We start from the raw sequence: 23,357 nt of genomic DNA on the forward strand, positions 1-23,357 counted from the left end.
TTCCTCAGTGCGTCGACGCCGTTGCCGGCGCGGCGCTTGCCGGCTTCGCTGCGTCAGCGGCGAGCGGCACCCACACGATGAAGCGCGAGCCGCCGTCCGGCGCGTCCGCATACGACACGCTGCCACCGTGCATCGCGATGATGTCGTGCACGATCGCGAGGCCGAGGCCCGCGCCCGTCTCGACGCCGTTGCCGCTTTGCGCATCGCCGCGGAAGAACCGCTTGAACAGATCTGCCTGCTGGCTTGCCGGCACGCCCGGGCCATTGTCCTCGACGACGATCTGGGCGCCCGGCGCGCCCGATTCGCGGGCCACGCGCGCGACGTTCACCGTGATCCGCGCGCCGTGCGGCCGCCCGAGCGGCACGTACTTCAGCGCGTTGTCGAGCAGGTTCGCGATGACCTCGCGCAGCAGGACAGGATTGCCGCGCACGAGCAGCGGGGACTCGTCGTCCGAAGCATCGCAGCGCTGGAAGCCCAGGTCGACGTGCGCGGCGAGCGCGCGCGGCACCCATTCGGCGCCGGTCTCGAACGCGAGCGCGGCCAGATCGACGTCGACGAAGCGCGCAGCCTGCTCGCCCGGCTCCGCGCGGGCGAGCGACAGCAGCTGGTTCGACAGCCGCACCGCGCGATCGGCGGCGTCGCGCAACTCATGCACCGCGGTGAGCGTCTGTTGCGCATCGCGTGCGACGGCGGCCTGTTCCGCGTGCAGCTTCACCGCGGTGAGCGGTGTCCGCAGCTGATGGGCCGCATCGGCGATGAACTTGCGCTGGGAGTCGAGCGCGGTCTTGAGGCGCCCGAGCAGTGCGTTCATCGCGCTCGTGAGCGGACGGATTTCGAGCGGGACGTCGGTTTCGTCGACCGGCTCGAGCGACGTGTGAGTTTGCCGGTTCAGCGAATCGGCGAGATGCGTGAGCGGGCCGAGCTGCTGGTTCACGACCCGCCAGACGATGCCCCAGCCGGCGAGCAGCAGCAGCAGCAGCGGCATCATGATCGCAACGAGGAATTCGGCGGCGATCCGATAGCGGTGCCGCACCGGCTGCGCAACCTCGACGACCATCGGCTTGGCGCCGTCGATTTCCTCGACGCGCACCTGCGCGACCCGCACCGCGCGGTTGTCGTATTCGGCTTCGAACACGTAGGCGTGGTGCATGCGCCGCACGTTGGTGCCGCGCAGCGGCAACTTGGGATCGCCGGCGATTTCCTGCTCGCCGTCGCTGATCCGGTAGATCAGCGCTTCGGTGGGATCGGAGAACATGGCCTGCGCGAGCGGCGGCACGGTGAACGGCGCGTCGGGGCCGGCGATCTGGATCTGTTTCGAGATCGCCGTTGCGAGATCGGCGAGCGAGCGGTCGATCACATGCTGCGTGTATTGCCACGCGAGCCAGTACGCAATCAGCCCGCTCATCAGCGCGAGCATCGACAGCGGCGCGGCAAGGCGCCGCAACAGCGAGCGGCGCAGGCTGGTCACAGCCGGATCAGAGGACATGTCACGCAAGCAATGAATAAGCGCCGCTCACGGGGAGCGGCGCGGTCGGGCGGGGCAGGCCTGGCGGGCGAAGCGGGCAGGCCCGCGCGCCGGTCACGCGTTCGCCGTCTGGCGGATTTCCTGCAGCAGGTAGCCGAAGCCGCGCACGGTGACGATCTCGACACGGCACTGCTCGAGCTTCTTGCGCACGCGATGCACATAGACTTCGATCGCGGTATCGCCGAGATCGCCGCCGAAGTGCGTCAGGTGATCCTGCAGCTGCGCCTTGCTGACGACGCGGCCGTGACGCATCAGCAGCATTTCGAGCACCGCGAATTCGCGCGGCGACAGTTCGAGCGGCTTGTCGTCGTTGAAGATGCGGCGGTCGACGCCGGACAGGCGCACGCCGCCGAGGGACACTTCCGGACGCGGCATGTCGCTGTGCGGGCCGCTGCGGCGCATGACCGCGCGGATCCGCGCTTCCAGCTCGGCCGGCTCGAACGGCTTCAGAATGTAGTCGTCGGCGCCGGAGTTCAGGCCCTGAATCCGGTCGTTCAGTTCGTCGCGCGCGGTCAGTACGATGACGGGCGTGTGGCGGTTGGTCTGGCGGAAGCGGGTCAGGAGCGTCATGCCGTCGATGCCCGGCAAGCCGAGATCAAGGATGACGAGCTCGTGGCGGTTCTGCGCGAGCGCCTGTTCGGCAAAAATGCCGTCGTGGACCATATCGACGGTAAAGCCAGCCTGTTCGAGGCTGCTCTGGATGCCGCGTGCGATGGGGCGGTCGTCTTCGATCAGAAGGAGTCGCATGAGATTCGCTCAAGTACAATGGGTTGGCGGTTCAGGCACGCGGACAGCACGACACCATTTCCACAGGGGTGCCGCAAAGCATGACGTCAAGCAAGGCGGCCAGCGAACGAATCCATCCAATCATGTCCGATATTTCGATCCACGACCTTGAAGCCGCGATCAATTTCTGGCGCGCCCGCTCGCCGTCCAGCGGCGACGAACTCAAACTCTGCGAAGAGGCTAGCGCGCTATCCAAGCCGTATGCGCTGCTGATTGTACAGCGCGGAAGCGTCCTGCAACTGGAAGGTTTGGACCCCAGGGCGCGGAAAGCGTATGACACTTACATGCGCCTTAAGGATGGCTTGGAAAGCTGAAGGCTTTCGCTGAGTTCATCCTAGGAAACGTTCAGCGAAATGAAAAGTTGACGCGCCGCACGCGGGAACGCGCGCGGCGGTGACGGTCAGGCGGCGGGCTTTGCGTGCGCGCCGGCCTGGTCGATGAATTGAGCGAGCTTGATGTCGCGCTCGGTCAGGCCGTCCGCATCGTGCGTCGAGAGCGTGACGTCGACGCGGTTGTAGACGTTGAACCATTCCGGATGGTGATTCATTTCCTGCGCCTTGATTGCGACGCGCGTCATGAAACCGAATGCCTCGTTGAAATCGGCGAAGCGCAGGCTGCGCTGGATCGCGTCGCGGCCCGGCACGGCAGACCATTGCGGCAGGCGTTCGAGCTGAGTTTTACGTTCTTCTGATGTGAGTTTGTGAATCATCGTGGACCTCGTTTGGAAACGCGGGCCGCGCAATACGAACCGCGCGGCGCCGGCACCGATCATTCTTTCATAGTTGTGTGTCAGACGTCGGCGTCGTCGGGCCAGCCTTCCCCGCTGCCGCGATGCAGGACGCGGTCGGTGCCGAGCACCGCGCCGGCCGGATGCTCGGGGAGGCCGGCGAGACGGTCGGCGAGGGCGCGCGTGTCGACGTGCGCGAGGGCGAACAGCTGCGCGAAGTCGTCGATCACGAAGTAGGTCTTCTGGAACGTGTCGATCCGGTACTTCGTGCGCATCACGCGTTCGAGATCGAAGCCGAGCCGGTTCGGCGCTGCGCTTTCGAGGCTGTACAGGCTTTCGCCCTTGCTCGACACGATGCCCGCACCGTAGATCGACAGGCCGTTCGTGCCGCGTTCGTCGCGGATCAGCCCGAATTCCACCGTGTACCAGTAAAGCCGGGCGAGACGGGCGAGCGCCTGCGGATCGTCGGCGACTGCGAGCGCGGCACGGCCGTACGCGTGCATGTAATCGGCGAAGACGGGGTTGATCAGGAGCGGCACGTGACCGAACAGGTCGTGGAAGCAGTCCGGTTCCTGCAGGTAGTCGAGCTGGTCGGGACGGCGCATCCACCATGTGACCGGGAAGCGTCGGTTCGCCAGATGCTCGAAGAACACGCGGTCCGGCACAAGGCCCGGCACAGCGACGATTTCCCAGCCGGTCGCCGGTTTCAGCTGGCGGTTGACGTCGGCGAACGACGGGACGCGATCCGCGCTGAGCTCGATCTTCGCGAGGCCGGCGACGAAGGCGTCGCACGCGCGGCCCTGCAACAGGGCCGACTGGCGCGCGTAGAGCTGGTTCCACACCGCGTGATCGACCTGGCCGTACTGTTCGAGCGGCTGGTCGATGGTGAAATCGGCGCGGGTTTCGAGGCCCGCGTCGAACTGTTCCTTCAGTTTCGCGGTGACGACGGTGGACATGTTCGGCTCGACGCAAGAGGGGTTGCAATACATGCAAGTGTAGAGCGGCCGATACGCGGATTGGGCGCAAAATTGTCGATGATTCACGTTGTGATGCGATAATCGCGCACCGATATATCAATTCACGCGGAGAATCTTCATGTTGGAACTCGATCACTTCGATCTGGCGCTTCTGGACGTGCTGCAGCGCTTCGGCCGCGCGACCCATCAGCAACTGGGCGAAGAGGTGCCGCTGTCGCCATCGCAGATCGGCCGGCGCCTGCAGCGCCTCGAGGCCGCGGGCGTGATCGAGGGCTACCGGGTGATGCTGCGGCCGGAGAAGCTCGGGCTCGGCGTCACCGCGTTCACGAGCCTGAAGCTCAAGCATCATGGCGATTCGATCATCGAGCAGTTCCAGCAGCAGATCGACGTGCTGCCTGAGGTGCTCGAATGCCATGCGGTCGTCGGCGATGCCGATTATCTGCTGCGCATCGTCGCGCCGGATCTGAACGCGCTGTCGCAGTTCGTGATGAAGAAGCTGATGCGTGTGCCGGGTGTCGACAGCGTGCGGTCGAACATCGTGCTGACGACCTTCAAGCGCAACGGTGCGCTGCCGCTCGCGCACCTTGCGCCGGGCGCGGCTTGAAAAGAAGTGCGGCGCATCGAAAGGTGAGGCAAGCGGCCAGCCGGGACGAACCGCCGCGACGCGCATGCCGGATCAGGTGACGGATCCGGGCCATTGCGCATCGATCAGCCGCAACGCTGCCGCGATCGCCGGCTCGTCGCGGCGCGCCGCGAGCGTCACGAATGTCAGCGTGGTCGGTACCGTCACGCGTTCGACGGTCGTCAGCGCATGCGCGTGTGCTTCGGCCAGCGCGACCGCGTCGCGCGCGAGCGTGAGTCCGATCCCCGATTTGACGAGGTCGAGCATCGACTGCTCCTGATCGACCTCGGCGACCTTGACCGGCTGCGCGTGCGCATCGGCGAAGCGGCGCGACAGCAGCCGGTGATGCGCGGATTCCGGCGGCGTCCAGATCCAGGGCAGCGCGGCGAGCGCGCGCCAGTCGTGCGCCCGCTGCACGCGCTCGTTCCAGCCCGCCGGCGCCAGCACCCGATATTGGAAATGGGTGAGCGTGACGGTATGGAACAACGCACCGTCGCGCGGATCGTCGTCGCCCGGCTGGCCGATGTAGTAGCCGACGTCGAGCGCCTGCGCGCGCACCTGCTCGAGCACCCAGCCCGACATGCCGTGCCGCAGTGCGGGCTCGATCTGCGGATGCGTCTCGACGAGCGTGCGCAGGAAGCCGCCGAGGCGCAGGAAACCCGGATCGAGGATCGTGCCGATCCGCAGCCGTCCGCGCACCTCGTGCCGCAGAGCGGCAGCGGCGCGCAGCACGTCGGCAGCCGATGCGAGCGCGCGTTGCGCATGCGGCAGCAGTGTCTGTCCGTCGCGCGTCAATGCAAGCCCGTGCGACAGGCGCGTAAACAGCACGACGCCGAGCGTGGCCTGAAGATGCTTGATCTGCAGGCTGACGGCAGGCTGCGTCAGGTGCAGCTGCTCGGCGGCGCGTGTCAGGTTGCCTTCGCGGGCCACCGCGACGAATGCGCGGAGCAGGGTGAGATCCATCGTCGTGATATGAGCGCGGCTTATAACGCGCTTCAGCATATCTCATTGGATTGCTGCCGGGCAGTGGAGGTACGCTTCATCGGCGCGGGATCGCCGCAGCGACCGCTATCGTCGGCGGCACGCGGTCGGCGGCGAAGGCGAACGGTGAGTTCGTGAAATTATTCTGACGCACCATGCCGGATGCGCGTCGCACGATGCACAACGGACAACAACCAAGGGGACACGCCGTGAACAGCGAACGGACGCTCGAAGGCGAATTCGATTACGTGATCGTCGGCGCGGGCACGGCGGGCTGCGTGCTCGCGAACCGTCTGACCGAAGATCAGGACGTCAGCGTGCTGCTGCTCGAAGCGGGCGGCAAGGACGACTATCACTGGATCCATATCCCGGTCGGCTATCTGTATTGCATCGGCAATCCGCGCACCGACTGGCGCTACAAGACGCAGCCGGAGGCGGGGCTGAACGGCCGCGCGCTTGCGTATCCGCGCGGCCGCGTGCTCGGCGGCTCGTCGTCGATCAACGGGATGATCTACATGCGCGGCCAGCGCGAGGACTATGACGGCTGGGCGCGCGAGACGGGCGACCCGGGCTGGTCATGGGACAGCGTGCTGCCGATCTTCAAGCGCAGCGAGGATCATCACGCGGGCGCAAGCGACGCGCATGGCGCGGGCGGCTACTGGCGCGTGGAAAAGCAGCGGCTGCGCTGGGAGATTCTCGAATCGTTCGCGCAGGCGGCGCAGGAAACCGGAATCCCGGCGACCGACGATTTCAACCGGGGCGACAATGCCGGCGTCGGCTATTTCGAGGTCAACCAGAAGCGCGGCGTGCGCTGGAATACGTCGAAGGCGTTCCTGCGCCCGGCGTTCGCGCGGCCGAACCTCACGGTGATCACCGGCGCCCAGGCGGAGCACGTGATCTTCGACGGCAAGCGCGCGGCGGGTGTCGCGTATCGCGGCAACGGCACCGCGTTCGTCGCGCGGGCGCGTGCCGAGGTGCTGCTGACGTCGGGCGCGGTCAATTCGCCGCAATTGCTCGAATTGTCCGGCATCGGCGACGGGCGCCGGCTGCAGGCGCTCGGCATCGATGTCGTGCACGACCTGCGCGGCGTCGGCGAAAACCTGCAGGATCACCTGCAGTTGCGCATGACGTTTCGCGTGCAGGGGGTGCGCACGCTCAATACGCTGGCTGCGCACTGGTGGGGCAAGCTCGCGATCGGCGCCGAATATGCATTGCTGCAACGCGGACCGATGTCGATGGCGCCGTCGCAGCTCGGCGCGTTCGCGAAATCCGATCCGGACGATCCGGCACTGACGCGTCCCGATCTCGAATACCACGTGCAGCCGCTGTCGCTCGACCGCTTCGGCGAACCGCTGCACAACTTCAATGCATTCACCGCATCGGTCTGCCATCTGCGCCCGACATCGCGCGGCAGCATCCATATCGCGAGCGCCGACGCGGGCGCGGCGCCCTCGATCGCGCCGAACTATCTGTCGACCGATCATGATCGCCACGTCGCTGCGAACGCGTTGCGACTCACGCGCCGGATCGCGTCCGCGCCGGCACTCGCGCGCTACCGCCCGGAGGAAATCCTGCCGGGCACACGTTACCGGAGCGAAGCGGAACTGATCGAAGCGGCCGGCGCGATCGGCACGACGATCTTTCATCCGGTCGGCACCTGCCGGATGGGACGCGCGGACGATCCCGCTGCCGTCGTCGACAGCCGGCTGCGGGTGCGTGGCATCGCGGGGCTGCGGGTGGTCGATGCATCGGTGATGCCGTTCATTACATCGGGCAACACCAATTCGCCGACGATCATGATTGCGGAGCGCGCAAGCGACATGATTCGTGCGGACCGGCGTGCGACGCGCGATGCGACGCACGCGCAAAGCGACACGACCGTGCCGGCCGCATGACACGCGTATGTCGACATCCATTTGCATCGTTTGCTTGATTGATCAATCAAGCGAACCGATCGCCGATTATTTCGATTCAACCGATATTCGGCGGTTTGCATCGCACTGCAATAGCACGCCCTTTTTGCGTCGCGTGATGACGCGCAAATGGAATGCGTCATTCATCGCGCCATATATCACGCCGCGTTGCGGATGCGCCCGCGCACACTGCGAACCGGCGCGCATTCCGCCTGAAAATGCCTGCGCTAAAGGGATGATTCGATTGCCGATATAGCGGCCAGCCCTATAAGTGCAAATCCCGATGATTGCACTGCACCAATGGCGAGACAATGTCCCGCAGTGTGAATACGCGTCGGCGCGGGAGACCACCCTCGATGCGCGCGACACCAAGCCTTGGGGGGCAGCCCACTCATCCGCTGAACATTTCGTGGCCGCATGCGCGAATCCTCCCGGTGCTTCGCCTGACTTCGTAACGGAAGGGAACATGATTCTCGGCGACACGATTCTCGAAACACGCGGATTGACGAAGGAATTCAAGGGATTCACCGCGGTGAACGGCGTCAATCTGCGCGTGCGGCGCGGTTCGATCCATGCGTTGATCGGGCCGAACGGAGCGGGCAAGACGACCTGCTTCAACCTCCTGACCAAATTCCTGACGCCGACCGCCGGCCAGATCGTCTTCAACGGCATCGACATCACCGACGAGCGCCCCGCGCAGGTTGCGCGCCGCGGCATCATCCGGTCGTTCCAGATCTCGGCGGTCTTCCCGCACCTGACGGCATTGCAGAACGTGCGCATCGGCCTGCAGCGCGCGCTCGGCACCGAATTCCAGTTCTGGCGCAGCGAGCGCACGCTGAAGGTGCTCGACGATCGCGCGATGGATCTGCTGACGCAGGTCGGCCTCACCGATTTCGCGCATGTGCCGACCGTCGAGCTGGCCTACGGACGCAAGCGCGCGCTCGAGATCGCCACGACGCTCGCGATGGAGCCGGAACTGATGCTGCTCGACGAGCCGACGCAGGGCATGGGCCACGAAGACGTCGATCGCGTGACCGCGCTGATCAAGAAGGTGGCGAGCGGCCGCACGATCCTGATGGTCGAGCACAACATGAACGTGATCGCGGGCATCTCCGACACGATTACCGTCCTGCAGCGCGGCGAGGTGCTGGCCGAAGGTTCGTATGCGGAGGTGTCGAAGAATCCGCTCGTCGTCGAGGCCTATATGGGCAGCGCCGACGCGGCGCTCGCGGGAGCGCACGCATGAAGCACAGCGAACGGGAGGAACGCGAATTGAGCGGTATCGAAAGCGGCACGCCCGCGCTGGCGATTTCGGGACTCGAAGCCTGGTATGGCGAATCGCACATCCTGCACGGTGTCGACCTGACCGTGCACCGCGGCGAAGTCGTCACGCTGCTCGGCCGCAACGGCGCGGGCCGCACGACGACGCTGCGCGCGATCATGGGCCTGACGGGCCGGCGCAGCGGCTCGATCAAGGTCGCGGGGAACGAAACGATCGGCCTGCCGACGCATCGCATCGCGCATTTCGGCGTCGGTTATTGCCCGGAGGAGCGGGGCATCTTCTCGAGCCTGTCGTGCGAGGAAAACCTGATGCTGCCGCCCGTGATCGGCGCGAGCGCGAACGCGATGTCGCTCGACGACATCTACACGATGTTCCCGAACCTGGCGTCGCGCCGGCAAAGCCAGGGCACGCGGCTGTCCGGCGGCGAGCAGCAGATGCTGGCCGTCGCGCGGATCCTCCGCACCGGCGCGAACCTGCTGCTGCTCGACGAGATATCCGAGGGCCTCGCACCCGTCATCGTCCAGACCCTCGCGAAGATGATCGTCACGCTCAAGGCGCGTGGCTACACGATCGTGATGGTCGAACAGAATTTCCGCTTTGCCGCGCCGCTGGCCGACCGCTTCTACGTGATGGAGCATGGCCGGCTCGTCGAGCATTTCGGCGCGCGCGAACTCGACAGCAAGATGCCGGTGCTGCACGACCTGCTCGGCGTCTGACGCCATCCCGGGCCGCCTGCCGTGCGGCCGCATAACCACAACGCAGTGAAACAGGAGACGTCAATGAAAATGAAGACCCTCGCACACGCCTGTCTCGCGCTCGCGACCGCCGCGTTTTCCGCCGGCGCCGCGCAGGCCGCGGATGCCGTGAAGATCGGTTTTGTCACCGACATGTCGGGGCTTTATGCGGACATCGACGGCCAGGGCGGTCTCGAGGCGATCCGCATGGCGGTGGCGGACTTCGGCGGCAAGGTGCTCGGCAAGCCGATCGAAGTGATGTACGCGGATCACCAGAACAAGGCGGACATCGCCGCGTCGAAGGCGCGCGAGTGGATGGACCGCGGCGGGCTCGACCTGCTCGTCGGCGGCACGAACTCGGCGACCGCGCTGTCGATGAACCAGGTCGCGGCAGAGAAGAAGAAGGTCTACATCAATAACGGCGCGGGTGCGGACACGCTGACGAACGAGCAGTGCACGCCCTATACCGTCCACTACGCGTACGACACGATGGCGCTCGCGAAGGGCACGGGCTCGGCGGTGGTGAAGCAGGGCGGCAAGACGTGGTTCTTCCTGACTGCCGACTACGCGTTCGGCAAGGCGCTCGAGAAGAACACGTCGGATGTCGTGAAGGCGAACGGCGGTCAGGTGCTCGGCTACGTGCGCCATCCGCTGTCCGCGTCGGACTTCTCGTCGTTCCTGCTGCAGGCGCAATCGTCGAAGGCGCAGATCCTCGGCCTCGCGAACGCGGGCGGCGACACGATCAACTCGATCAAGGCCGCGAAGGAATTCGGCATCACCAAGTCGATGAAGATCGCCGCGCTGCTGATGTTCATCAACGACGTGCACAGCCTCGGCCTCGAGACGACGCAGGGTCTCGTGCTGACCGACAGCTGGTACTGGAACCGTGATGCGGCGTCGCGTCAGTGGGCGCAGCGCTACTTCGGCAAGATGAAGAAGATGCCGTCGAGCCTGCAGGCGGCCGACTATTCGTCGGTGATGACGTACCTGAAGGCGGTGCAGGCCGCAGGCACGACGGATTCCGACAAGGTGATGGCCGAACTGAAGAAGATGAAGATCAACGACTTCTACGCGAAGGGCTATATCCGCGCCGACGGCAGCATGATCCACGACATGTATCTGATGGAGGTGAAGAAGCCGTCCGAATCGAAGGAGCCGTGGGATTACTACAAGGTGCTCGCGACGATTCCGGGCGAGCAGGCGTTCACGACCAAGAAGGAGACGCGCTGCGCGTTGTGGAAGTAAGCAGGGCATGACGGACGGCGCGCACGACGATGCGCGCCGTGCCGGCGGACGGAGCGGGGCGGCATCGCCGCAGGGCCTATCTGCCGCACTCGTCCGTGCCGCACATTTGTTGCGCACGCAACGAACCTCACTCTGACGGCAGAATCGATGGAAATCTTTGGCATTCCGTTGCCGGCGATGCTGAGCCAGCTGTTGCTCGGGCTCGTCAACGGCTCGTTCTACGCGATCCTGAGCCTCGGGCTCGCGGTGATCTTCGGGCTGCTCAACGTGATCAACTTTGCGCACGGCGCGCTGTTCATGCTGGGCGCGATGCTCGCGTGGATGGGGCTGTCGTATTTCGGGTTGCCCTACTGGGCGATGCTCGTGCTCGCACCCGTGGTCGTCGGCCTGTTCGGCGTGCTCGTCGAGCGCACGATGCTGCGCTGGCTGTACAAGCTCGACCACCTGTACGGGCTGCTGCTGACGTTCGGGCTCACGCTCGTCGTCGAAGGCGTGTTCCGCTCGATCTATGGCGCATCCGGCCAGCCGTACGACGTGCCGTCGCAACTCGCGGGCGCAACCAATCTCGGCTTCATGTTCCTGCCGAACTATCGCGCGTGGGTCGTCGTGGCGTCGCTCGCCGTGTGTCTCGCGACCTGGTTCGTGATCGAAAAGACCCGCCTCGGCGCCTATCTGCGCGCCGGCACCGAGAACCCCAAGCTCGTCGAGGCATTCGGGGTGAACGTGCCGATGATGATCACGCTCACCTACGGCTTCGGCGTCGCGCTCGCCGCATTCGCGGGCGTGCTGGCCGCACCGGTGATCCAGGTGTCGCCGCTGATGGGTCAGTCGATGATCATCACCGTGTTCGCGGTGGTCGTGATCGGCGGCATGGGCTCGATCCTCGGCTCGATCATCACCGGCCTGCTGCTCGGCGTGGTCGAGGGCTTGACGCGCGTGTTCTATCCGGAGGCGTCGGCGACGGTCGTATTCGTGATCATGGCGATCGTGCTGCTGATCCGCCCGGCAGGTCTCTTCGGCAAGGAAAAATGATGCAGAGAAAAGTGCTTTATGGCGTGCTGCTCGCCGCACTGCTCGTCGCGCCGTTCGTCGGCGCGTATCCGGTGTTCGTGATGAAGGTGCTGTGTTTCGCGCTCTTTGCCGCGGCATTCAACCTGTTGATCGGCTATACGGGGCTGCTGTCGTTCGGCCACGCGATGTTTCTCGCGACGGCCGGCTACCTGACGGGCTACTCGCTGCAGACGCTCGGCTTTACGCCCGAACTCGGCGTGCTCGCGGGCACGGCGGCCGCGACGCTGCTCGGCCTGATCGTCGGCCTGTTCGCGATCCGCCGGCAGGGGATCTACTTCGCGATGATCACGCTCGCGTTTGCGCAGATGGTCTACTTCATCTACCTGCAGGCGCCGTTCACGCACGGCGAGGACGGCCTGCAGGGCGTGCCGCGCGGCAAGCTGTTCGGCGTGATCGACCTGTCGTCGGATCTCACGCTCTATTACGTCGTGCTCGCGGTCATCGTCGCCGCTTGCGCGTTTATCGTGCGGATCGTCCATTCGCCGTTCGGACAGGTGCTCGTCGCGATCAAGGAGAACGAGGCGCGCGCGATCTCGCTCGGTTACGACACCGATCGCTTCAAGCTGCTCGCGTTCATCCTGTCGGCGGGCCTCGCCGGGCTGGCCGGGTCGCTGAAGGTGCTGGTGCTCGGCTTCGAGACGCTGAGCGACGCGTACTGGACGATGTCCGGCCTCGTCGTGCTGATGACGCTGGTGGGCGGGATGGGGACGCTGTTCGGGCCGCTGCTCGGCGCGGCGCTGATCGTCGCGCTCGAGGACCGGCTCGGCGACATCGGCGAATGGATCGCATCGCTGACCGGCGTGGGCTGGTTCCGCTCGCTCGGCGAATCGGCGACGATCGTGACCGGGCTGATCTTCATTGCCTGCGTGCTTGCATTCCGGCGCGGGATCGTCGGCGAGATGGTGGCGCGGGTCAAACCGCTGCGGGCGTCCTGACGGCGTGCCGGCGGGGTGATGCGCCGCGCCGTCGGTGCGCCGGCATGTTCCGGATCGATTGGGGGCCGGCGTGATACGGCATGCCTGATGCCCCATTTTCGTGCGGCGATGCACCATAGGGGTAAATGCTAGGTTGCCGTGACACATAAGGTTCTTTAATCTTCGTAGCAGTTCTGATGCACCGCGAAACGAATTTTGCAGGTGGAGAACGAGGAGACAATCGAGGCACAAAGTGCCCGAACCCAAAGCGCTGTTGGATGGAATCCAACAGCGCTTTTTCATTGGTGCATCCGGTTCTTCTCGGTGGTGCATCGCCGGAACCTTCCTTTCGTGCGTCCGCCGTCCGGTTCGTGCGCATTTCCCCCGCATCCTCCAGCATTCCCGCGCAGTCATGCGTGGTGCGTTTCCGCGTCCGCGTTCTCCGGGCTTTCCCGGCTGTGGAGCGGCGAACGCGTCCGTTACACTCAGCTTTCACCGACCGATCGGTCGGGAAATATGGCCGGCAGTCCTCGAATAAACAGAATGCAGTCGACGGAGAACGGTTTGATGAGAAGTGCACGGCAAAGCGCCGGACAACGGCGGCTCCATCCTTCGGCTATCCATCTGGATCACGCAAGCGGGCGCCACGCATTCACGCGTACGACATGTTCACGATGCATCCGCTGCGTTGCGGGCGAAACGGTTCGCCTGAACGGTCGCGTCGGCGGTGGATTCTCCGCGAAACCTGTTGTCGAATCGGCCGGACGACAGACGGTGTTCATCCGGGTAACAGGGCGGATCGCCGCCGGTCAGCCTCTGCCGGTGCATGCGAATCGACCTGCCGGCGCGTGGGCTGCCCCGGACGTTTCACGGGAAAACCAGCGTAGGCGCTGCAGTGCGGCATAGATAAATTCTTAAGATGTTTTGGGGTACGGGAGTCGCATGGGCGATTCACGGATTTTTCGAGCAGCGTTTGGAGACACGTAATGAAAATGAATCGATGGATGGAGGCCGTGCTTGCGGCGAGCCTGGTGTGTGCCGCGACGGCGGCGTCGGCGCAGGTGAAGATCGGCGTGACGCTGTCGGCCACCGGGCCGGCCGCGTCGCTCGGTATCCCCGAAAAGAACACGATCGCGCTGCTGCCGAAGGAAATCGCGGGCAAGAGCGTGCAGTACATCGTGCTCGACGATGCGTCCGACACGAGCCGCGCAGTGCAGAACGTGCGCAAGCTGATCGACGAGGATCACGTCGATGCAATCATCGGTTCATCCGTGACGCCGAATTCGCTGGCGATGCTCGACCCGGTCTCGCAGGGCAAGACGCCGACCGTCTCGCTCGCCGCAAGCGCGCAGATCATCTCGCCGATGGATGCCAAGCGCGCATGGATGTTCAAGGCGCCGCAGAACGACCGCCTGATGGCCGATGCGATCGCCGGCTACATGGCCAGGCATGGCGTGAAGACGGTCGGCTTCATCGGCTTCGCCGACGCATACGGCGACAGCTGGTACAACGCATTCAGCGCAGCCGCGGCGGCGAATGGCCTCAAGCTCGTGTCGAACGAGCGCTACGCCCGCACCGACGCTTCGGTGACGGGGCAGGTACTGAAGCTGCTCGGCTCGAATCCCGACGCGGTGCTGATCGCCGGTTCCGGCACGCCGGCGGCATTGCCGGCCAAGACGTTGAAGGAGCGCGGCTACAAGGGCAAGGTGTACCAGACGCACGGCGTCGCGAACAACGATTTCCTGCGCGTATGCGGCAAGGATTGCGACGGCGAGATCCTGCCGGCCGGCCCGGTGCTCGTCACCGACCAGCTGCCTGATTCGAACCCGGTGAAGAAGTCGTCGCAGGCCTACAAGGCCGCCTACGAGAAGGCATACGGCGCGGGCTCGCTGTCGACGTTCGGCGCCCATGCGTGGGACGCGGGGATGCTGCTGCAACGTGCGATTCCCGAGGCGCTGAAGAAGGGCCAGCCGGGCACCGAAGCATTCCGCGATGCGCTGCGCACATCGCTCGAGAATGTGAAGGATCTGTCCGTGTCGCAGGGCGTGATCAACATGACGCCGACCGATCACAACGGCTTTGACTCGCGTGCGCGCGTGATGGTGCAGATCGCCGACGGCAAGTGGAAGCTGCTGGCTGACTGAGTTTCACACGGCGGCGGGTGCGGCCGCACGTGCGCTGGCTTGAGGCTGCGATGGGCGTGACGGCCCGCGCAGCGTCTGGCGCAACGGCGCGCGTGATGGCCCGCGTCGTGACGCAGCCGCCGCGCGCGCCGTCGTCGGGCTGCTGAATGCTCGATCGCACGGTGCCAATCGTCAAAGCACATGCGTGCGCCGCCGCGTGATGTCCGGGCCACACATCGTCGCACCGATCCACGGCCGCAGTTTTCCTCGCAGTCTCTCGATACAAGAAACATATGGATCTCTCTATTGCGGCGATCCTCGCGCAAGACGGCATCACGACGGGCGCAATCTATGCATTGCTGTCGCTGGCGCTCGTGCTGGTGTTTTCCGTCACGCGGGTGATCTTCATTCCCCAGGGCGAGTTCGTCGCCTATGGCGCACTGACGCTCGCTGCGTTGCAGGCGCAGAAATTCCCCGCCACCTGCTGGCTGCTGTTCGTGCTGGGCATCGCGTGCTTCATGCTCGAAGTCGGCGGACTGATCCGCCATCGCGAGCGGCGCCATCAGCTCGGCCGAACGCTTACGACGCTCGGCAGCCGCTATGTGCTGCTGCCGCTCGCGGTATTCGCCATCACGCGCAGCTTTGCCGCGCAGCCGATGCCGATGCTCGCGCAGATCGCATTGACACTCGCGATCGTGGTGCCGATGGGGCCGTTCGTCTACCGGCTCGCCTACCAGCCGATTGCGGAGGCGACGACGTTGCTGCTCCTGATCGTATCCGTCGCCGTGCATTTCGCGATGGTCGGCCTCGGGCTCGTGATGTTCGGCGCCGAAGGCTCGCGCACGGCGGCGTTCTCCGATGCGTCGCTGTCGGTCGGCAGCCTCACGATCTCGATGCAGAGCGTCTGGGTGGTCGTCACGGCGCTCGTGATGATTGCGGCGCTGTACATGTATTTCGGCCGGACGATCGCCGGCAAGGCGCTGCGCGCGACGTCGGTGAACCGGCTCGGTGCGCGTCTCGTCGGTATCGGGACGACGGAAGCAGGGCGGCTCGCGTTCACGCTCGCCGCAGGGCTTGGCGTCCTGTCCGGCATTCTCGTCGGGCCGCTGACGACGATCTACTACGACTCCGGCTTCCTGATCGGGCTGAAGGGTTTCGTCGGCGCGATCATCGGCGGCCTCGTCAGTTATCCGCTCGCGGCGGCCGGGTCGCTGCTCGTCGGGGTGCTCGAATCGTATTCGTCGTTCTGGGCGAGTTCGTACAAGGAAGTGATCGTGTTCACGATGATCATTCCGGTGCTCCTGTGGCGCAGCTTCGCGACGCCGCATGCGGAAGAGGACGAGGAGTGACGCGATGAAGACAATACTGCGCAACAAGGCATTCTGGCTGTTTCTCTTGGTGCTGTTCGCGCTGCCGGTGCTGCCCGGCGCGCTGCGCGTGCCGGAGTACTGGATCACGCTGCTGAACTATATCGGGCTGTACTCGATCGTCGCGATCGGACTCGTGCTGCTGACGGGCATAGGCGGGATGACGAGCTTCGGTCAGGCGGCGTTCGTCGGCGTCGGTGCGTACGCGACCGCTTATCTGACGACGCGCTACGGCGTGTCGCCGTGGCTCGCGCTGCCCGTCGGCGTCGCGCTGACGGCGCTCGTCGCACTCGTGCTGGGTGCGGTCACGATGCGCCTGTCCGGGCATTTTCTGCCGCTCGGCACCATCGCGTGGGGGCTCGCGCTGTTTTATCTGTTCGGCAATCTCGAGTGGCTCGGCAAGTACGACGGGATCAACGGCATTCCCGCGCTGAACCTGTTCGGCGTCGTGCTGGACAGCGGGCGGAGCCTGTATTTCCTGATCTGGGTGGTCGTGTTCGGGGCGGTGGTGTCGGTTCAGAATCTGTTGAACAGCCGGCCGGGCCGCGCGATCCGCGCGCTGCGCGGCGGCGGTGTGATGGCCGAGGCGATGGGCGTGAATACCGCCTGGATGCGCGTCGTGATCTTCGTCTACGCGGCCGTGCTCGCGGCGATTTCCGGCTTCCTGTACGCGCATTTGCAGCGCGCAGTGAATCCGACGCCGTTTGGTCTGAACCACGGAATCGAGTTCCTGTTCATGGCGGTGGTCGGCGGCGTCGCGCACGTGTGGGGCGCGGTGCTTGGCGCGGCGATCCTCACCGTGCTGCAGGACTACCTGCAGACATTGCTGCCGAAGCTGCTCGGCTCGGACGGCAACTTCGAGATCATCGTGTTCGGCGTGCTGATGGTGCTCCTGCTGCAGTACGCGCGGCAGGGCGTATGGCCATTCGTCGCCAGGCTGTTCCCGCGCGGCCCGCGCGCACACGTGCCGCACCACGCGGATCCGTTGCCGCAACGCGCCAAACCGGCGACCGGAGAATCGCTGCTGGTGGTGGACAACGCACGCAAGCAGTTCGGCGGACTGGTGGCCGTCAATGACGTCAGCTTCGAGGTCAAAGCCGGGCAGATCGTCGGCTTGATCGGCCCGAACGGTGCAGGGAAGTCGACGACGTTCAACCTGGTGACCGGCGTGCTGCAGCCGACGAGCGGTGAGATCACCTTCCGCGGAGAGCGGATCGACGGCCTGACGTCGCGCGAGATCGTCGGGCGCGGCATCGGCCGCACGTTCCAGCACGTGAAGCTGTTGCCGGGAATGACGGTGCTGGAGAACGTCGCGATCGGCGCGCACCTGCGTGGCAGAACCGGCGTATGGCGCAGCATTGTGCGGCTCAATGCGCACGAGGAAGCGCAACTGCTGGCCGAGGCGGCGCGCCAGATCCGGCGTGTCGGCCTGGAAAGCCATATGCATGACGAGGCGGGCAGCCTTGCGCTGGGTCAGCAGCGGATTCTGGAAATTGCCCGCGCGCTGTGCTGCGATCCGACATTGCTCCTGCTCGATGAACCGGCCGCCGGCCTGCGCTACAAGGAAAAGCAACAGCTGGCGGAGTTGTTGCGGCGCCTGAAAAGCGAAGGGATGAGCGTGCTGCTGGTCGAGCACGATATGGATTTCGTGATGAACCTCACCGACCGGCTGGTGGTGATGGAGTTCGGCACGCGGATCGCCGAAGGACTGCCGCAGGAAGTGCAGCAGGATCCGGCGGTGCTGGAAGCGTATCTCGGTGGGGTGGAGTGATGACGGAAACGACGATGCCGATTCTCGACGTGCATGGACTGTCGGTGAGATACGGCAAGGTGGAGGCGCTGCATGGCGCGGCGATCAAGGTCGGGGCGGGACAGATCGTCAGCGTGATCGGGCCGAACGGGGCCGGCAAATCGACACTGCTCAACGCGATCATGGGCGCGCTGCCGGTCACGGGCCATGCATCGGGGGCGGTCGTGTATCGCGGTGCGGATGTGGGGGCGCTGCCGATCGAACAGCGTGTCGCGCGCGGGATGTGTCTCGTGCCTGAAAAGCGCGAGCTGTTCGGCACGATGTCGGTCGAGGACAACCTCGTGCTGGGCGCATACCGGCGCAAGCAGGCCGGCGAGGCGAACTTCCTCGACCAGCTCGATCATGTGTTCGCGCTGTTCCCGCGTCTGCGAGAGCGGCGCAATCAGGCGGCCGGGACGCTGTCCGGCGGCGAGCGGCAGATGCTCGCAGTTGGCCGGGCGCTGATGGGGAAGCCCGACCTGCTGATGCTCGACGAACCCAGCCTGGGCCTGGCGCCGCTGATCGTGAAGGAGATTTTTCATATCATCAGTGCGCTACGCAGCACAGGCGTGGCGACCCTGCTGATCGAGCAGAACGCCCGGGCGGCGCTGCAAATCTCCGACTATGGGTATGTGCTCGAAACCGGAGAGTTTGCGCTTGAAGGGCCGGCGGCCGAGCTGGCACAGAATCCGCGCGTGATTGAAACCTACCTCGGCCTGACGAAAAAGACGGCTTGATCCGGTTTCGGGCAAGCAACGAACGGCGTGTTTCACGTGAAACACGCCGTTTTTGTTTGTCTATAACGATCGGACGGGATTCGGGTCAAATGCGAACCCGTTATAATTCGCCGCATACATTTCTCTAAAGGTTCGTGCGTGGTTCTGCACGAAGTCCGCCATGCTTTATCCCACTGAATTTGACGTAATCGTCGTCGGCGGCGGCCATGCCGGCACGGAAGCCGCTTTGGCTTCCGCTCGCATGGGCGCAAAGACGCTGCTGCTGACGCACAACATTGAAACCCTGGGCCAGATGAGCTGCAATCCGTCGATTGGCGGCATTGGCAAGGGCCATCTGGTCAAGGAAGTCGACGCTCTGGGCGGCGCGATGGCCGCTGCGACGGACGAGAGCGGAATCCAGTTCCGAATCCTCAATTCGTCGAAAGGGCCGGCTGTCCGTGCGACGCGTGCGCAGGCCGACCGCATCCTGTACAAGGCCGCGATCCGTCATCGCCTCGAGAATCAGCCCAATTTGTGGTTGTTCCAGCAGGCGGTTGACGACCTGATCGTCGAGGGCGATCGGGTGGTGGGCGCCGTGACGCAGATCGGCATCCGCTTCCGTTCCCGGGCTGTGGTGCTGACCGCCGGTACGTTCCTGGACGGAAAGATTCACGTCGGGCTGAACAATTACACGGGCGGCCGCGCTGGTGACCCGGCCGCGGTTTCACTGTCGGCGCGTCTGAAGGAGCTGAAGCTGCCGCAAGGGCGGCTGAAGACCGGTACGCCGCCGCGGATTGACGGCCGTTCGATTGATTTTTCCAAGATGGAAGCACAGCCGGGCGATCTCGATCCGATCCCGGTTTTCTCGTTCCTCGGGCGTGCGGATCAGCATCCGCAGCAATTGCCGTGCTGGGTCACGCATACGAACGAGCGCACGCACGACATCATTCGTGGCGGGCTCGACCGCTCGCCGATGTATACCGGCGTGATCGAGGGCGTCGGCCCGCGCTATTGCCCGTCGATCGAGGACAAGATTCATCGGTTCGCATCGAAGGAGTCGCACCAGATCTTCCTGGAGCCGGAAGGGCTGACGACGAACGAGTTTTATCCGAACGGGATCTCGACGAGCTTGCCATTCGACGTTCAGCTGGAGCTGGTGCATTCGATGCGCGGGCTCGAGCAGGCGTACATCCTGCGCCCGGGTTATGCGATCGAGTACGACTATTTCGATCCGCGCGCGCTGAAATCCTCGCTGGAAACCAAGGCAATCAACGGTCTGTTTTTTGCGGGCCAGATCAACGGCACGACCGGCTACGAAGAGGCGGCGGCACAGGGCCTGCTGGCCGGTATCAATGCAGGCCGGTACGTGCAGGAGAAGGACGCATGGTGCCCACGCCGCGATCAGGCGTATCTGGGCGTGCTGGTCGACGATCTGGTGACGCGCGGCGTCTCCGAGCCATACCGGATGTTTACAAGCCGTGCCGAGTACCGCCTGAGCCTGCGCGAGGACAATGCCGATATGCGTCTGACCGAAATCGGGCGCGAATTGGGCGTGGTGGACGACGAGCGCTGGGACGCGTTCTGCCGGAAACGCGACGCTGTTTCACGTGAAACCGAACGTCTGAAGTCGACGTGGGTGACGCCGAAGACGCTCCCCGCTGAGGAAGCGACTGCATTGCTCGGCAAGGCGATCGACCACGAGTACAGCCTGGCCGAATTGCTGCGTCGTCCCGGCGTTGGCTACGACGGCGTATGCGGCCTGCGCGGGGGGGAATGCGGTCCTGCGGAACCGTTGTCCGACGATCCGGTGCTGCTCGAACAGATCAAGGAGCAGGTCGAAATCGGCATCAAGTATCAGGGCTATATCGAACGTCAAGCCAACGAGATCGAACGCAACGACGCAAACGAAAATACGCGCCTGCCGGAAAACATCGACTATCGCGAGGTGCGCGGTCTTTCGTTCGAGGTGAGCCAGAAGCTGAACCAGTTCCGGCCGGAGACGATCGGTCAGGCGTCACGCATTTCAGGCGTCACGCCGGCTGCCATTTCGTTGCTGATGGTGCATCTGAAGCGTCGGGGCCTCGGTCGTCGCAAGGGCGAGACCGCTGGCGCGGTAGAGCAGGGGGATGGCAACGTCCCGACGCAACAATGACGGCGCGCCGCGCGCCGGCAATCAGCCGAGACACCCTTGAGACGATGCTCGTCGCGGGCGCAAAGGCCCTCGACGTTGCATTGACGGATACACAGCGCAATCAGCTGCTCGACTACGTCGCATTGCTCGGGAAGTGGAATGCGGTCTACAACCTGACCGCGATCCGCGATCCGCAGCAGATGCTGATCCAGCACATTCTCGATTCCTTGTCGATCGTTCCGCACCTGCGCGGGCGCGGGCCGATCCGCGTGCTGGACGTGGGCTCCGGTGGCGGTTTGCCGGGCATCGTGCTGGCGATCGTGTTTCCGGAGTGGCAGGTTACGCTGAACGATATCGTCCAGAAGAAGTCGGCATTCCAGATGCAGGCGCGGGCGGAGTTGAAGCTGACGAATCTGTCGGTTGTCACGGGCCGCGTCGAAACACTGCAGCCGGGCGTCGAGGTGCCGGAAAAATTCGACGTGATCGTTTCACGTGCATTCGCGGATCTCGCCGACTTCGTTACACTTGCCCGGCATCTGGTCGCCCCAGGCGGCGCGATCTGGGCGATGAAGGGTGTGCGCCCGAACGAGGAAATTTCGCGGCTGCCCGAAGGCAGTCACATGAAGCAGGCAATTCGTCTGGCGGTGCCGATGCTCGATGCTGAACGGCATCTGATCCAGGTCACAGTCGACGAAGCGATTTGATGGCGTCCACGCGGCCGCCAATTGTTTGAAGGAAAGAAGGACACACCAACGATGGCAAAGATCTTCTGCGTTGCGAACCAGAAGGGGGGCGTCGGCAAGACGACGACCACGGTCAATCTCGCCGCAAGCCTTGCAGCACATGGGCAACGTGTCCTGTTGATCGATCTCGACCCACAAGGCAACGCGACGATGGGTAGCGGGATCGACAAGGCGGAATGTGAAGCGACCGTCTACGAGGTGCTGGTCGACGGCGTGCCGGTCGCCGATGCTCGCATCCGTCCCGATGCGCTCACCTACGACGTGCTGCCCGCCAACCGCGAGCTGTCCGGCGCGGAAATCGAACTGATCGGCATCGAAAACCGCGAGCGCCAGTTGAAAGCGGCGCTCGAACGCGTCGCCGACGATTACGATTTCGTGCTGATCGATTGTCCGCCGACGCTGTCGCTGCTGACGCTGAACGGATTGTGCGCGGCGAACGGCGTCGTGATCCCGATGCAGTGCGAGTATTTCGCGCTGGAGGGCTTGTCTGACCTCGTCAACACGATCAAGCAGGTGCACGCGAACCTGAACCGCGACCTGAAGGTCATCGGCCTCCTGCGCGTGATGTTCGATCCGCGCATTACGCTGCAGCAGCAGGTTTCCGATCAGCTGAAAGCGCACTTCGGCGACAAGGTGTTCGACGTGGTGATTCCCCGCAACGTGCGTCTTGCGGAAGCGCCGAGTTACGGGCTGCCGGGTGTCGTATTCGACCGCGCGTCGCGCGGTGCGCAAGCGTATCTCCAGTTCGGCGCCGAAATGATCGATCGCGTGCGCGGACTGGATGCGTAACCCGGACGACACGAGCGAAGCGAGGAAGAAAGACATGAACGCTGTGCCAAAGAAGAAAGGGTTGGGGCGAGGCCTCGAAGCGCTGCTCGGCGGCAGTGCCGATATCACCGAAGCGGTGAAGATCGACGGCGCGCCGAACACGCTCGCGCTTGGGAAGCTGCAGGCGGGCAAATACCAGCCGCGAACCCGCATGGACGAGGGCAACTTGCAGGAGCTGGCGGCAAGCATTCGCGCGCAGGGCGTGATGCAGCCGATCCTGGTTCGTCCGATTTCGGACGATAAATACGAAATCATCGCGGGTGAGCGCCGCTTCCGCGCGGCGCGGCTGGCTGGCCTCGGCGAAGTGCCGGTGCTGGTGAAGGACGTGTCCGACCAGGTCGCCGCCGCAATGGCGCTGATCGAGAATATCCAGCGCGAAGACCTGAACCCGCTTGAAGAAGCGCACGGGATTCAGCGTCTGCTCGACGAATTCAATTTCACGCACGAGCAGGCGGCGGAATCGGTCGGCCGTTCGCGCAGCGCGGTGTCGAACCTGTTGCGTCTGCTGAACCTGGCGGCGCCGGTACAGACGATGCTGCTCGCCGGCGATCTCGACATGGGCCATGCGCGCGCGTTGCTGGCTGTCGATGCGGCGACGCAGATCACGCTCGCGCACGAGGTGGTCAACAAGCGCTTGTCGGTTCGCGAAACCGAGAAGCTCGTCGCCCAAGCGACGAAAGAAGCGCCTGCCGTGAAGGTGCGCGCGAAGGACGACGGCGGACGCGACACGCGCCGTCTCGAAGAGCAGCTGTCGGATCTGCTCGCATCGACGGTGAAGATCAAGCTGGGCCGTCGCGGGCGAGGGCAGGTCACGATCGATTTCGGCGATCTCGATGCGCTCGAGGGCATCCTTGCGCGCCTGCGCGGCAACGTGGCCGCGGAA

Annotated in this window: 21 protein-coding genes; 16 read left to right on the top strand and 5 right to left on the bottom strand. The window is 64.7% G+C overall.

Annotation, left to right across the window (positions count from 1 at the left end; all coding sequences use genetic code 11):
• Positions 1-4: 4 nt before the first annotated feature.
• Entirely contained in the window at positions 5-1,486 is a 1,482-nt protein-coding gene (locus tag KH616_RS02590; RefSeq protein WP_292236038.1) for a sensor histidine kinase, read from the bottom strand.
• 93 nt (positions 1,487-1,579) lie between these two features.
• Complete coding sequence (locus KH616_RS02595; protein ID WP_292236040.1) at positions 1,580-2,272, bottom strand: response regulator transcription factor; 693 nt, start codon at positions 2,270-2,272, stop codon at positions 1,580-1,582.
• Between the two features lie 122 nt (positions 2,273-2,394).
• On the opposite strand from KH616_RS02595, the gene KH616_RS02600 reads away from it, so the two are divergent.
• On the top strand, positions 2,395-2,625 hold the full coding sequence (locus tag KH616_RS02600; RefSeq protein WP_292236041.1) for a DUF3717 domain-containing protein: 231 nt from the start codon (positions 2,395-2,397) through the stop codon (positions 2,623-2,625).
• A gap of 86 nt (positions 2,626-2,711) precedes the next feature.
• Here the strand turns inward: KH616_RS02600 and KH616_RS02605 are convergent, their stop codons facing one another.
• Together KH616_RS02605 and phhA are read right to left on the bottom strand one after the other, a co-directional pair.
• The gene (locus KH616_RS02605) at positions 2,712-3,083 is read right to left on the bottom strand and encodes a 4a-hydroxytetrahydrobiopterin dehydratase (RefSeq protein ID WP_292236043.1); all 372 of its coding nucleotides are present in this window, start codon (positions 3,081-3,083) and stop codon (positions 2,712-2,714) included.
• A gap of 17 nt (positions 3,084-3,100) precedes the next feature.
• The gene (gene phhA, locus KH616_RS02610) at positions 3,101-3,994 is read right to left on the bottom strand and encodes a phenylalanine 4-monooxygenase (RefSeq protein ID WP_292236044.1); all 894 of its coding nucleotides are present in this window, start codon (positions 3,992-3,994) and stop codon (positions 3,101-3,103) included.
• Positions 3,995-4,133: 139 nt separating this feature from the next.
• Between phhA and KH616_RS02615 the strand changes: the two genes are divergently transcribed.
• Positions 4,134-4,619 (top strand): Lrp/AsnC family transcriptional regulator, encoded by a 486-nt coding sequence (locus KH616_RS02615; protein ID WP_006408082.1) that lies wholly within the window; start codon positions 4,134-4,136, stop codon positions 4,617-4,619.
• A 72-nt stretch (positions 4,620-4,691) separates the two neighbouring features.
• Here KH616_RS02615 and KH616_RS02620 read toward each other — a convergent pair whose 3' ends face one another.
• Positions 4,692-5,600 carry a LysR family transcriptional regulator gene (locus KH616_RS02620; RefSeq protein ID WP_292236116.1) on the bottom strand — a complete coding sequence of 303 codons (909 nt, stop codon included), beginning with the start codon at positions 5,598-5,600 and terminating at the stop codon, positions 4,692-4,694.
• A gap of 227 nt (positions 5,601-5,827) precedes the next feature.
• Between KH616_RS02620 and KH616_RS02625 the strand changes: the two genes are divergently transcribed.
• The 14 genes from KH616_RS02625 to KH616_RS02690 all read left to right on the top strand — a co-directional run.
• A complete protein-coding gene (locus tag KH616_RS02625; protein ID WP_292236118.1) occupies positions 5,828-7,513 on the top strand; it encodes a GMC family oxidoreductase N-terminal domain-containing protein in 1,686 nt (561 codons plus the stop codon).
• A 484-nt stretch (positions 7,514-7,997) separates the two neighbouring features.
• Positions 7,998-8,777 carry an ABC transporter ATP-binding protein gene (locus KH616_RS02630; protein ID WP_292236120.1) on the top strand — a complete coding sequence of 260 codons (780 nt, stop codon included), beginning with the start codon at positions 7,998-8,000 and terminating at the stop codon, positions 8,775-8,777.
• Positions 8,774-9,529: an ABC transporter ATP-binding protein gene (locus KH616_RS02635; RefSeq protein ID WP_292236122.1), complete on the top strand. Its 756-nt coding sequence runs from the start codon at positions 8,774-8,776 to the stop codon at positions 9,527-9,529. Before KH616_RS02630 ends, KH616_RS02635 begins: the two co-directional genes overlap by 4 nt.
• A 63-nt stretch (positions 9,530-9,592) precedes the next feature.
• Positions 9,593-10,792, top strand: a complete 1,200-nt coding sequence (locus KH616_RS02640; protein ID WP_292236124.1) for an ABC transporter substrate-binding protein — start codon at positions 9,593-9,595, stop codon at positions 10,790-10,792.
• 147 nt (positions 10,793-10,939) lie between these two features.
• On the top strand, positions 10,940-11,824 hold the full coding sequence (locus tag KH616_RS02645; protein ID WP_292236126.1) for a branched-chain amino acid ABC transporter permease: 885 nt from the start codon (positions 10,940-10,942) through the stop codon (positions 11,822-11,824).
• Positions 11,824-12,798 (top strand): branched-chain amino acid ABC transporter permease, encoded by a 975-nt coding sequence (locus tag KH616_RS02650; protein ID WP_292236128.1) that lies wholly within the window; start codon positions 11,824-11,826, stop codon positions 12,796-12,798. Before KH616_RS02645 ends, KH616_RS02650 begins: the two co-directional genes overlap by 1 nt.
• A 965-nt stretch (positions 12,799-13,763) precedes the next feature.
• Positions 13,764-14,921 carry an ABC transporter substrate-binding protein gene (locus tag KH616_RS02655; protein ID WP_292236130.1) on the top strand — a complete coding sequence of 386 codons (1,158 nt, stop codon included), beginning with the start codon at positions 13,764-13,766 and terminating at the stop codon, positions 14,919-14,921.
• A gap of 272 nt (positions 14,922-15,193) precedes the next feature.
• Positions 15,194-16,249 (top strand): branched-chain amino acid ABC transporter permease, encoded by a 1,056-nt coding sequence (locus tag KH616_RS02660; RefSeq protein WP_292236132.1) that lies wholly within the window; start codon positions 15,194-15,196, stop codon positions 16,247-16,249.
• Between the two features lie 4 nt (positions 16,250-16,253).
• Positions 16,254-18,038, top strand: coding sequence for a branched-chain amino acid ABC transporter ATP-binding protein/permease (locus KH616_RS02665; RefSeq protein ID WP_292236134.1), 1,785 nt, complete (start codon positions 16,254-16,256; stop codon positions 18,036-18,038).
• On the top strand, positions 18,038-18,793 hold the full coding sequence (locus tag KH616_RS02670) for an ABC transporter ATP-binding protein (RefSeq protein WP_292236136.1): 756 nt from the start codon (positions 18,038-18,040) through the stop codon (positions 18,791-18,793). The genes KH616_RS02665 and KH616_RS02670 overlap by 1 nt, the downstream gene beginning before the upstream one ends.
• Before the next feature lie 160 nt (positions 18,794-18,953).
• On the top strand, positions 18,954-20,924 hold the full coding sequence (mnmG, locus tag KH616_RS02675) for a tRNA uridine-5-carboxymethylaminomethyl(34) synthesis enzyme MnmG (RefSeq protein ID WP_292236138.1): 1,971 nt from the start codon (positions 18,954-18,956) through the stop codon (positions 20,922-20,924).
• Complete coding sequence (gene rsmG, locus KH616_RS02680) at positions 20,921-21,607, top strand: 16S rRNA (guanine(527)-N(7))-methyltransferase RsmG (RefSeq protein WP_292236139.1); 687 nt, start codon at positions 20,921-20,923, stop codon at positions 21,605-21,607. Before mnmG ends, rsmG begins: the two co-directional genes overlap by 4 nt.
• A 51-nt stretch (positions 21,608-21,658) precedes the next feature.
• Positions 21,659-22,435, top strand: a complete 777-nt coding sequence (locus KH616_RS02685; RefSeq protein WP_292236142.1) for an AAA family ATPase — start codon at positions 21,659-21,661, stop codon at positions 22,433-22,435.
• Between the two features lie 34 nt (positions 22,436-22,469).
• The coding region (locus KH616_RS02690) for a ParB/RepB/Spo0J family partition protein (RefSeq protein WP_292236143.1) at positions 22,470-23,357 on the top strand (888 nt) is incomplete at its 3' end.

This window comes from Burkholderia sp., assembly GCF_018375725.1.
GTDB lineage: Bacteria > Pseudomonadota > Gammaproteobacteria > Burkholderiales > Burkholderiaceae > Burkholderia.

Coding starts and splice junctions, on each gene's coding strand:
- KH616_RS02640 (WP_292236124.1), top strand. CDS start 9,593: ATGAAAATGAAGACCCTCGCACACGCCTGTCTCGCGCTCGCGACCGCC.
- phhA (WP_292236044.1), bottom strand. CDS start 3,994: ATGTCCACCGTCGTCACCGCGAAACTGAAGGAACAGTTCGACGCGGGC.
- KH616_RS02590 (WP_292236038.1), bottom strand. CDS start 1,486: ATGTCCTCTGATCCGGCTGTGACCAGCCTGCGCCGCTCGCTGTTGCGG.
- KH616_RS02600 (WP_292236041.1), top strand. CDS start 2,395: ATGTCCGATATTTCGATCCACGACCTTGAAGCCGCGATCAATTTCTGG.
- KH616_RS02620 (WP_292236116.1), bottom strand. CDS start 5,600: ATGGATCTCACCCTGCTCCGCGCATTCGTCGCGGTGGCCCGCGAAGGC.
- KH616_RS02615 (WP_006408082.1), top strand. CDS start 4,134: ATGTTGGAACTCGATCACTTCGATCTGGCGCTTCTGGACGTGCTGCAG.
- KH616_RS02645 (WP_292236126.1), top strand. CDS start 10,940: ATGGAAATCTTTGGCATTCCGTTGCCGGCGATGCTGAGCCAGCTGTTG.
- KH616_RS02605 (WP_292236043.1), bottom strand. CDS start 3,083: ATGATCGGTGCCGGCGCCGCGCGGTTCGTATTGCGCGGCCCGCGTTTC.
- KH616_RS02630 (WP_292236120.1), top strand. CDS start 7,998: ATGATTCTCGGCGACACGATTCTCGAAACACGCGGATTGACGAAGGAA.
- KH616_RS02650 (WP_292236128.1), top strand. CDS start 11,824: ATGCAGAGAAAAGTGCTTTATGGCGTGCTGCTCGCCGCACTGCTCGTC.
- KH616_RS02665 (WP_292236134.1), top strand. CDS start 16,254: ATGAAGACAATACTGCGCAACAAGGCATTCTGGCTGTTTCTCTTGGTG.
- KH616_RS02595 (WP_292236040.1), bottom strand. CDS start 2,272: ATGCGACTCCTTCTGATCGAAGACGACCGCCCCATCGCACGCGGCATC.
- KH616_RS02670 (WP_292236136.1), top strand. CDS start 18,038: ATGACGGAAACGACGATGCCGATTCTCGACGTGCATGGACTGTCGGTG.
- KH616_RS02660 (WP_292236132.1), top strand. CDS start 15,194: ATGGATCTCTCTATTGCGGCGATCCTCGCGCAAGACGGCATCACGACG.
- rsmG (WP_292236139.1), top strand. CDS start 20,921: ATGACGGCGCGCCGCGCGCCGGCAATCAGCCGAGACACCCTTGAGACG.
- KH616_RS02685 (WP_292236142.1), top strand. CDS start 21,659: ATGGCAAAGATCTTCTGCGTTGCGAACCAGAAGGGGGGCGTCGGCAAG.
- KH616_RS02655 (WP_292236130.1), top strand. CDS start 13,764: ATGAAAATGAATCGATGGATGGAGGCCGTGCTTGCGGCGAGCCTGGTG.
- KH616_RS02635 (WP_292236122.1), top strand. CDS start 8,774: ATGAAGCACAGCGAACGGGAGGAACGCGAATTGAGCGGTATCGAAAGC.
- mnmG (WP_292236138.1), top strand. CDS start 18,954: ATGCTTTATCCCACTGAATTTGACGTAATCGTCGTCGGCGGCGGCCAT.